Source organism: Streptomyces sp. NPDC001156 (assembly GCF_053598275.1).
The window spans coordinates 1-9449 of record NZ_JBSFJX010000270.1; the positions used below are offsets into that span (position 1 = coordinate 1).

The window sequence follows — 9449 nt, forward strand, 5'->3', positions numbered from 1 at the left end:
GCCTTGAGCACTGGCCAGGAACACGCTGCCGACGTCAGTCGTCGAGCCTCTGACCAGCGCATTCACTCATCTCGTGCAGCATCGTGTCGCACCTCCCTTTTCTTGGTGTCCGCGTGGGGTCCGGGGTGGGCTGCGTCATGCCCTGGGCGAGGAGCTTGGGCCAGGGCGCGGCGGCCGCGCTGGTGGGCCTCTTGGTGGTAGTCATGGCGTGCACTGTGAGGGGTGCGAACCGCTACCGTCGCGCGCTGAGGAGTGGGGACATTGACAGCATCACGCCAGGTGATTGTGCGTGCGAGACAGTGGTGGACCGGGACGTTGACAGCATCACGCCTGGTGTTTGTGCGTGCGAGACAGTGGTGGGCCGGCACGCCGAGGACAGTACGCACCGTCGTCTGGATCTGCGTGCCATTGGGCGTGTTGGGGATTGTGCTTGGCGTGTACGGCGATGCGCATGGCTGGTGGGAGCACCGCAGCTTCCTGACCAACCTGACTTCTAGCCTGACCAGCGTGATGTTCGGGATCCCAACCGTGCTCTTGTTGCTCGGGTACCTCGCGTCCGCCCAAGCTGAAGCGCTTCAGAGGCAGCAGATTCGACGCCGGGCGCGACGCGAACTCGAGAGTTTCCTCGGCGTTCTCCTCGACCCGTTCAACGCGCTCACTCGGCAGGGGCTAGGCGATGACCTCAAGCGTTTGCGTCAGGCGGCCGAAGCGGTGGATGCCTGCCTGGAGCCGCGCACGATGCCTCGAGGGACAGTCTCACTCGAGGAGTGGAGGTCATGGTTCGAGCGGGTCTTCGCCCTCGAAGGCGCGTACCAGCAGCTACTCCGCGATGTGGTGTCCAGCGCGAACTGGGCGAGGGAGCTGAATTCCATGCGGTGGCATCAGTGGGCCAATGATTTGCGCACGCATTGGAACGTCTTGGACCAAGACGTACGCCCGCAAGTGATGGAGTGCGATGAGCAGTGGCTGTCTCCGGTTGATTCGGCACGCGTGCGGGACGCGTTGGCGCAGCTCGAGCCGGCCGTGTTCCTTGGCTACCAGGACCGGGGCCCCGACGTGACAGGCCGTGCCGTAGACCTGATCGCCGACGGAACGCCCGTGCATCTGGCTCTCCGCCGCACGCTGGGTTTGGGGCACCGAGGTAGGAGAGCCTGGTTCCGACAAATGGCAGAGTTGTTGGACGGCGTTGAGGAACTCGCCCAGGTGTATGGGTAATGGTGCCTATCGGCGGGCGGCGACGAGAGCGGCGGCGCGGGATCGCGGCGCGGTGGTCACGCAGCAGCCGGGCCCGGTGCTCGGCGGTGGACCGGCGGACATCGAGCACGGCGGTGTATGTGACACTGGTCGGCACGTGAGGCTCCTCGGTCGGAAGATCGCTTTAGGGCCGTCCCCGGACGTCCACGATCGGGCCGCGACCCAGTCCACGAACTCCGTCTCGACGTCGGAGAACTCCTTGTACTTGTAGACCCGGCGGATCTCCCACTGGTGATCGAACCGCGTCTTCGTCCGTTCGGCGTACCGCCTCACCAACGACGGGTCTGCCACCCCCAACTGGACAGCCCCGAAATCCAGCACCGCGCCCGGCACCTGCAGCGGATCCTCCAGGAACATCCCGAGCCAGCAACCGTCACCAGCTGCAAGGCGAAGCCGAGTTTCATGTGCTGGCCACGACGCCGATTGATCAGCGCCAGGTCCTCGTCATCGAGGAAGAACACCCGCTCCAGATCCGCCTGCGACGGCGGGCCCGCGTACCGGCCGTACGCAGCTGCCTCATCATCCTCAGGAACTCCACCGGCATAGCCCGCAACGTAGGGCGAGGCCACCATCACTCAACCCACAGCGGCCAAACCGTTACAAGATCCCGACGCGTCCGATGCCCACCCACATCCGAACGGCGAGTGGCGGTAACCCGGCGGTCGCCCACCCGCTATCGCCACTGGCCGTTCCGTTCTTGCTCAAGCCCCGAGCACCTGACAACCGGCGCGTTGGGCCTGGTCCTCAACGCGCTCGTCCTGTTCAACACCGGCTCAGCGCCTGATGAGCTCGCTGTGCACCGGGCCGGGGTTGGCGTTCACGGCGGTTCGCTTTTCGCGGCGTTCCAGGGCTGCGGACCACAAGGCGAGCCCGAGGGAGGAGGCCGTCATGAGTGCGCCGACCCAGTTGGGGGAGGTGTAGCCGAAGCCGGCGGCGATGACGAGTCCGCCGAGCCACGCGGCCAGAGCGTTGCCGAGGTTGAAGGCACCGGCGTTGACGGCGGCGGCCAGGGTCGGGGCACCATGGGCCTTGTCGATAACGCGCACATTCAGCGGCGGCACGGTGGCGAACCCGAACGCGCCGACCAGCAGGACGGTGATCGCCGCGAGCACCTCACTGTGTGCGGTGAGGGTGAACACGCCCAGCACCACGGCCAGTCCGCCGAGCGTGGTGTAGAGCATCGGCATCAGCGCACGGTCGGCGAACCTGCCGCCGAGGAGGTTCCCGATGACCATGCCGATGCCGAACAGGACCAGCAGCCAGGTCACCGCGCTGTCAGAGAAGCCCGCGACGTGAGTCATCATCGGGGCGATGTACGTGATCGCGGCGAAGACGCCGCCGAAGCCGAGCACGGTCATCGCCAGTGCGAGCAGAACCTGCGGTTTGCGCACGGCGGCGAGCTCGTGCCGCAGGTGGACGCCTTCGGGGCGGGGCAGTTCGGGGACGAACTTGGCTATGCTGAGCAGCCCGATCACGCCGAGGCTGGCGACGAGGACGAAGGTGGTGCGCCAGCCGGCGGCCTGGCCGATGTAGGTGCCGAGCGGGACGCCCACGACGTTGGCGACGGTCAGGCCGGTGAAAAAGATGGCGATGGCGCTGGCCTTCTTCTCCGGGGCGACTAGTTCGGCGGCGAGGACCGCTCCGATGCCGAAGAATGCGCCGGGCGCGAGCGAGGTGACGATGCGTCCGACCATCATCAGTCCGAAGCTGGGGGCGAGCGCGGACAGCAGGTTGCCGAGGATGAATAGGCCCATCATTACCATCAGCATCCGCTTGCGGGGCATCTTCGTGCCGAGTGCGGTCATCAGCGGGGCGCCAAACGCGACGCCGAGGGCGTAGCCGGTAACCAGCAGGCCGGCGGTGGGAATGGTGACGTGGAAGTCCGCCGCGACTTGGGGCAGCAGTCCCATGGGGACGAATTCCGTGGTTCCGAGACCGAAGGTACCGATGGCGAGAGCAAGAAGCGCCAGAGGCATGGGGCTAACCTTCCATGTTGCTTGAGCGAGTACCTGACGTCCAGGTCGCCGCCGGACTGCCGGGCAACAGCGCGCTGGAGGTTGTGGGGGGAAGCTGAAGCTGGCCAAGCTCGGCAAGGCCGAGGAACCCAAGCTCATGCCGCCGTTCCGGCAGTTGGTCAACGGCATGCTGCCGAAGGTCGACTTCCCCGAGCCGCCATCGTGCGTGCCACTTTTCCCGCCGAGGAGCGCGGCAAGGTCTTCGGACTGTTCGGCGCGGTCGTCGGACGGCGGATGACGGTGCGGTTGATGGGCCGGTCTGCGGTCTGCGGTCGGCGGCCTGGGCGGGCAGGTGAGCGCCGGAGCGTTGTGCGGGCGATCTGTCAGACCTGCGTCCAGGTGAGGGGCTGGGCGGTGCAGGGGCCGCCGGGGTGGACGGCGAGGTGGCCTGTAGTGACGTCGAGGGACACGGTGGCCAGGGTTTCCCAGCGCTGGCCGAGTGGCGCGGTCGGGGCCGCGTGGCAGCACAGGGCCGCGCCCTCGGCGAGGTGGACGGTGAAGGCCTGCAGCAGGGCGCCGCGGTCCGGGGCATCCAGCGGGCGGGTGCGTTTCTGCAGGGCCTCGAAGCGGTGGTAGGTGTCGGGGTCCTGCGTTCCGATGGTCTCTCCGGGGGACAGGTTCGGGGCGAGGAAGTGATTGGTGTGGAGCAGGTAGCCGTCGTCGCCGGGCTGGATCAGGGCGGGACCGGCCGGGCTGACTTCGACGGTGGCGGCGCGGGCGCGGCCTTCCTCGTAGTCGCACAGGGTGAGCGCGGAAGAGGCCGCGACCGGGGTGCCCATGGCCAGTGCCTTCGCCTCGTTGAGGGTCGCGCAGCGGTCGAGTACCAGGCGGGCCAGGACATGGACGGGGAGCCATGGGCCGTGGTGTTCGGGAGACTGGTCGGAGCGGTGGCCGAGGATGTTGAAGTGGAGGCCGAGTTGGCGGGAGTTGACTCCGATCTTGCCGACGATGCCGTATTCGGTGAGCGTGCGCACCACCCGGCCGTCTGGGTGCTCGACGGTCCACACGAACCAGTTATCGCGCATGCCGTCGTGCCAGTCCCAGGTCTGGGTGGTGACCGGTGGGCCGCCGTCGGCCGGGGTGTGGACGACGGTGGAGCACTCCGGGTGCTGCTGCCCGAGTCGGCCGAGGATCTCCGTGCGGGCATTGAGCGCGGCGATCTGATGCGGCGGCAGGCCGGAGCCGCGGGCGATGCCGTCGATCTCGGCGGCCAGGCCGGGGGCCAGCGCGCCGATGTGCTCCAAGGCCTCCTCGCCCCACTTGGTGACGTCCTGGCGAGCCGCCCCGGCGGTAGCGAAGAGTTCGTCGTAGAACTCCCAGGTCCGCCGGATCTGGTCGGGGAAGGCGCGGCCGAGGAGCAGTCCTCGGTCGCCGGGGGCGGCGGCAGCTGATCGGAAGACCGTGGGGCTGGGCATGAAGTGGGTTCTCCTAATCCGAAAGTCGACGCGATGCACGCGACGATCACCCGTGTTGCCAAGCTGCGTCATACCGTCTTTTCAGCAGGTCGCGGCTCGGATAGGCGTCTGGTCAGTTGCTGCTGGGGCGGTCTGTGCCATACGGGAGAGCCAGGTCGTGAGCAGCGTTTCGAGTGTTGTGGTCTCGGTGGGCGTCAGCAGGTTCAATAGACGGCGCTCGTTGTGCATTTGGTCGGTGAAGGCCTGGTCAATGAGTTCACGTCCAGGTCTGATGGCGAGGACCTGAGGCACCATCAATGCGGCAGTGGGGCCCTGCAGGATGCGTACGAAGACCAACAGGTCTGGGCTGTGGGGGAGGTTGCTGAGGGTTCGGCGGCGTCGCGGCCGAGCCGCTTCATCTCGTGCACCGTGAGGATGACCCGCCAGTCGGACTGTGGCCATCGACTCCCTACGGGCGTACGCGGATGACTGTCTTCCCGCTGCGTCTCGTGGTCGGGTTAAGGGCACCAATGGCATCATCGAAGCTCGCGACGTCACCGATGTTTGTCCGCAGCCGTCCGTCCCGCACTCGCTGCCCGACCTCACCTAGTTCGGCACGATCGGCCTTGACGACGAAGTCCACCGCCAGGCCGTCAGTGGGCCGCGCCAGTGCCGTGTCGCGCGCTCTGTCCTGGAGCTTCTCGCCGCTGATGGGCATGACGAAGGTCAGGCGCGGCGGCCGTAGGTGCGCGGATCCACGGGCTGCTCAGACTTGGGAAGCCCGCCGACCACGAGACGGTAGGAGTCGATCACGAGCTCCTCCACGAGCTTCTCGTCGATGGTGCCCCCGCCTTCCACCGTGATCCAGTGCCTCTTGTTCATGTGATAGCCGGGGGTAATGTCTGCGTACTGCTCACGCAGGGCTGCGGCGTCGTCCGGATCAGCTTTCAGGATCACGACGGGGCGCCCCGGCATGTCGGTCATGAGCATGAAGACCTTGCCGCGCACTTTGTAGAGCTCCCAGTCGGGGCCGAAACTATGCTCCAGGTCGGCGCCGGGCAGTTCCACAGTGCAGTCGCCCGCGATCTTCTGCAGCTCCTGTCCGTCCAAGGTGATCAACTCCGGGTGTTTAGATGAAGGTGAACAGCTGGTCGGCGTCGAATCGCGAGATCGGGCTGGTGTACACCCTCTCCGGGGCGGGGTAGCCGAGGGCCAGCAGCACGGTCGTGCTGTGTCCGGTTTCGCGGATCTTGAACGCCTTGTCGACACTGGTCGGGTCGAAGCCCTCCAGCGGGGTTGCTTCGACGCCGAGCTCGGCGGCCGCCATCATGGTCAGGCCCACCGCCATGTAGGTCTGCTTCTCCATCCAGTGGTTCAGGTCCTTGTAGCCGTAGTTGCGCAGGTTGAGGAAGTCCCGGGTCATCGACTCCCAGAGCTCCTGCTTCGCCGGGTCGGGGAACCGGCCGTCGGCCCGCTCCTTGCTGAACACTGCCTCGAGGTGGCGGTCGGGCACGTCAGCCCGGGTGGTGAGGATGATGGTGTGCGACGCGTTCAGGATCTTCTCGGCGTTGTCCTGGAATCGTTCGCCCAGGTTGTCCGCGAGTTGCTTCTTCCCCTCGGGCGTGGCGAGGACATAGAAGTGGTTGGGCTGTACGTTCACCGATGACGGCGTGGAGCGCAGGAACCTCAGCAACTTCTCCAGGGTCTCTTGCGGAATGATCTTGCTGGGGTCGAAGTACCTGGTGAGGTGCTTGTTCATGAGCTTGTCGAGGTCCACGTCAGTCTGCCTTCTTCTTACGATCAGTGGTTGATGGGTAGAGATTCTTAAGGGTTCGGGCTACTTCTTGCCGGCGAGCAGTGCGCCGATACGGTCGAAACTCATGCCCGTCGTCGCCGAGGCGAGGTCGCCCGCGACGAGCGCCTTGGTGGCGTGTTCGAGGGCCCCCATCGCGTTCGCGTAGAGCATCGGACCCACGCTGATCCGCTTGACCCCGATCTTTTGCAGCTCCGGGACGGTCAGCACCTTGTCCGCCGGCGACACCAGGACGTTGACCGGTGTCGGCGCGACCGCGGTCACGATCGCGACGAGCGCGTCGCGGTCGGGCGGGAACGGCGCGTAGAGCACATCCGCGCCGGCCCCGGCGAAGGCCGTCAGACGCCGAATGGTGTCGTCGAGATCGGGCCGCCCCTGGATGAAGTTGTCGGTGCGGCCGGTGACGACGATGCGGCCCTTGGCCGCGTTGACGGCGCTACGTACGCGATTGACTGCCTCGTCGAAGTCGCGGATGGGTTGATCGGGGTTGCCCGAGGTGTCCTCGATCCCGATACCGGCCAGGCCGGACGCCACGGCGGCCTCAACGGTCGCGGCGACGTCTTCAGGCGTGTCGCCGTAGCCGTCCTCGAAGTCTCCGTTGACGGGCAGCCCGGTGAGGCGGCCGAGCAGCCGTGCATGCTCGAGGTGCTCGTCGCGGGTGACTTCGTGACGCCCGTCGGGGCGGCCGAGCGTGGTGGCGAGCGCCGCCGACGATGTCGCGATCGCCTCGAAGCCGGCATCGGCCAGCATCAGCGCCGAGAGACCGTCCCAGGCGTTCGGCATAACGAACCCGCCGTCACGGGTGTGCAACGCCATGAATTTCTCGTAGAGCTCAGAGCCCGGCACGTGAAGCCCTTTCTTGAAAGATCATCGGATCGGTGAGAGGGGTACCGGGCCGTGTACGCGGCCCGGTACGAGGGTTCGAGCGGTCAGCCGGACGTACCGACCGAGCTGGCGGCGGGGATGTCGACGTCGGTCTGGTTGACGTTGTTGATGAAGTTGGTGAGCTGCGCTGCCACCGCGACCGTCACGATCGCCAGGATCTGCGGGTCGGTGTATCCCGCACCCCGCACAGCCGCGAGGTCGGCGTCGCTCACCCGCCCGCGACTCTCCACCACCTGCTGGGCGAAGCGAGCCACCGCGGCGCGCTTCGGGTCGACCGAACTCCCCGCCCGGCCCAGGTCGATGTCCTCGCTCGACATACCACCGAACTCCGACGACACGTACGAGTGCACCGCCAGGCAGTAATCACAACCGTTGACCTGCGAGACCGCGAGCGCGATCGTGTGCCGCGTCTTCGCGTCCAGAACCCGACTCAAGGAGCCCTGCAACGCCATAACCACGTCCAGGACGGCCGGGTTCGACGCGAGCGTCACGAACATGTTCGGCACGAACCCGAACTGCCCCCCGACGTTGTCCAGCACACCCTTCGCACCCGCAGGAACCTCGTCAAGAGAAGGAACATTCAGACGTGACATGGCGAATCAGCCTCCGGTGAGTGGTCGTCGTCAGCGCGGGTGTCACCCGTGTTTTGGGCTTGTCGGCCCACTCCTGGAGCTAACACTGCTCAGGACTGGGCTGTCAAGCCCAATCGAGGTACTGTCTGAAGCATGAAAGCCACCACGGGGGCTCGGGAGCCCCACAAGCTCACCGACAAGGGACAGGCAACGCGGGCCCGCATCCTGGAGCACGCCGCGGAGCTCATCTACACCAAGGGCGTCCACGCGACGAACAACGAACAGCTCCGCCGCGCCGCCGGTGTCAGCGGATCGCAGCTCAACCACTACTTCCCGACCAAGGAGAGTCTCGTCCTGGCCGTGATCGCCTGGCAGGCCGAGCGCGTCCTCACGTTCCACCGCAGCGAGCGATTCGCCCGCTTCGACAACCTCGACGCGTTTCGGGCGTGGACGGACTTCTACGTCGGCTACGAGCACGCCTACCAGGAAGGCTGCAGCCTCGGCTCCCTGGCGAGCGAGATCATCAAGACCGACCTTGACGTTCACGACGAGCTCGCGAGTGCGTTCGACCAGTGGAGGGACACCTTCCGCGATGGAATCGAGCGCATGCAGCAACTCGGCCACATCAGCGCCGAGGCAGATCCCACACGGCTGGCCAATCTGCTCCTTGCTGCCTTCCAGGGCGGCACCCTCCTCGCCCAGGTCGCGCGGGACATCGCTCCACTGAAAGATGCGTTGCAGACAGCCATCGACTACCTGCAGACCTTCGCGACGTCTCCCGACGTCGGCGTACTCCAAGCTCGGTAGCCGCTTCCATGTGTATGGGTCAGCGACGCTTGGCATTAAGCGACGCCGCGGAGCACTCCGTCGACAAGGAAAGCAATCTCCTGGCTGAATTCCGCGGGACAGTGGCGGGGCTAGCGGGGGTCCGGGCGACTGACGCACCCTCAGGATGGGCCGCTACGGGCGATGACGTCCCGCCTGATGGTGTAAGCGATCAAGGTGTGGGTGTGCGCGGGCGTATGCCCGGGGCGTGCATCTGGTGACAGCTTCCGCATCCCTGGGCATAGGGCAGGCCACCGCGCGACCAGCGCCATCGGGCTCGCCGCCTGGCGGTCGTTGCGGAGGATCTCCGCGGCGGCATTGGTGTGCTGGCGTGGGGGCTGAGGGGGAAGCCCTCATCGATCCCCGCTTTACGGTGTGGACGGCAGGTCTTGCTCGACCCAGACGAGCTTGCCGCTCGTTGCGGGGCGGAAGCCCCACCTGCTGGACAACTGGGCAATCAGGAACAGTCCCCGGCCGTTTTCGTCGACGATGCGGGCATGGCGCAGGCGCGGGTAACACGTTCCGCTGTCAAAGACTTCGCAGGTCAGGACTTGGTGCTGGATGAGCCGTAGCCGGATCGGGCCGGCGCCGTGGTCGATAGCGTTGGTGACCAGTTCGCTGATGATCAGCTCCGTGGTGGGCACGAGATGCTCCAGTCCCCATTCGCTGAGTTGATGGGCGGCCAGGTGCC

Annotated in this window: 11 protein-coding genes and 2 pseudogenes; 2 read left to right on the top strand and 11 right to left on the bottom strand. The window is 66.4% G+C overall.

Annotated elements, in window-relative coordinates; all coding sequences use genetic code 11:
* Positions 1 to 34: 34 nt before the first annotated feature.
* Positions 35 to 205 (bottom strand): hypothetical protein, encoded by a 171-nt coding sequence (locus ACWDA7_RS46780; protein ID WP_450613536.1) that lies wholly within the window; start codon positions 203 to 205, stop codon positions 35 to 37.
* A gap of 230 nt (positions 206 to 435) precedes the next feature.
* Here ACWDA7_RS46780 and ACWDA7_RS46785 point away from each other — a divergent pair, with 230 nt between their 5' ends.
* Complete coding sequence (locus ACWDA7_RS46785) at positions 436 to 1215, top strand: hypothetical protein (protein ID WP_450613555.1); 780 nt, start codon at positions 436 to 438, stop codon at positions 1213 to 1215.
* A gap of 19 nt (positions 1216 to 1234) precedes the next feature.
* Here ACWDA7_RS46785 and ACWDA7_RS46790 read toward each other — a convergent pair.
* The 9 genes and pseudogenes from ACWDA7_RS46790 to ACWDA7_RS46830 all read right to left on the bottom strand — a co-directional run.
* Positions 1235 to 1351 (bottom strand): annotated as a pseudogene (locus ACWDA7_RS46790) (IS5/IS1182 family transposase); the annotation flags it as partial.
* Positions 1352 to 1377: 26 nt separating this feature from the next.
* Positions 1378 to 1826: pseudogene (locus tag ACWDA7_RS46795) on the bottom strand (DUF4158 domain-containing protein); the annotation flags it as partial.
* Between the two features lie 201 nt (positions 1827 to 2027).
* Complete coding sequence (locus tag ACWDA7_RS46800) at positions 2028 to 3230, bottom strand: MFS transporter (protein WP_450613538.1); 1203 nt, start codon at positions 3228 to 3230, stop codon at positions 2028 to 2030.
* A gap of 362 nt (positions 3231 to 3592) precedes the next feature.
* Positions 3593 to 4684, bottom strand: coding sequence for a C45 family autoproteolytic acyltransferase/hydolase (locus ACWDA7_RS46805; RefSeq protein ID WP_450613540.1), 1092 nt, complete (start codon positions 4682 to 4684; stop codon positions 3593 to 3595).
* Between the two features lie 448 nt (positions 4685 to 5132).
* A complete protein-coding gene (locus ACWDA7_RS46810) occupies positions 5133 to 5381 on the bottom strand; it encodes a hypothetical protein (protein ID WP_450613542.1) in 249 nt (82 codons plus the stop codon).
* Between the two features lie 8 nt (positions 5382 to 5389).
* Positions 5390 to 5773 carry an MmcQ/YjbR family DNA-binding protein gene (locus tag ACWDA7_RS46815; protein ID WP_450613552.1) on the bottom strand — a complete coding sequence of 128 codons (384 nt, stop codon included), beginning with the start codon at positions 5771 to 5773 and terminating at the stop codon, positions 5390 to 5392.
* Between the two features lie 19 nt (positions 5774 to 5792).
* On the bottom strand, positions 5793 to 6440 hold the full coding sequence (locus ACWDA7_RS46820) for a nitroreductase family protein (protein ID WP_450613544.1): 648 nt from the start codon (positions 6438 to 6440) through the stop codon (positions 5793 to 5795).
* Positions 6441 to 6500: 60 nt separating this feature from the next.
* Positions 6501 to 7292 (bottom strand): isocitrate lyase/PEP mutase family protein, encoded by a 792-nt coding sequence (locus ACWDA7_RS46825; protein ID WP_450613553.1) that lies wholly within the window; start codon positions 7290 to 7292, stop codon positions 6501 to 6503.
* Positions 7293 to 7405: 113 nt separating this feature from the next.
* Positions 7406 to 7954 carry a carboxymuconolactone decarboxylase family protein gene (locus ACWDA7_RS46830; protein WP_450613546.1) on the bottom strand — a complete coding sequence of 183 codons (549 nt, stop codon included), beginning with the start codon at positions 7952 to 7954 and terminating at the stop codon, positions 7406 to 7408.
* 132 nt (positions 7955 to 8086) lie between these two features.
* Between ACWDA7_RS46830 and ACWDA7_RS46835 the strand changes: the two genes are divergently transcribed.
* Positions 8087 to 8740, top strand: a complete 654-nt coding sequence (locus ACWDA7_RS46835) for a TetR/AcrR family transcriptional regulator (protein ID WP_450613548.1) — start codon at positions 8087 to 8089, stop codon at positions 8738 to 8740.
* A 386-nt stretch (positions 8741 to 9126) separates the two neighbouring features.
* Here the strand turns inward: ACWDA7_RS46835 and ACWDA7_RS46840 are convergent.
* Positions 9127 to 9449, bottom strand: a 323-nt coding sequence (locus tag ACWDA7_RS46840) for an ATP-binding protein (protein WP_450613550.1), incomplete at its 5' end; no start/stop codon positions are given.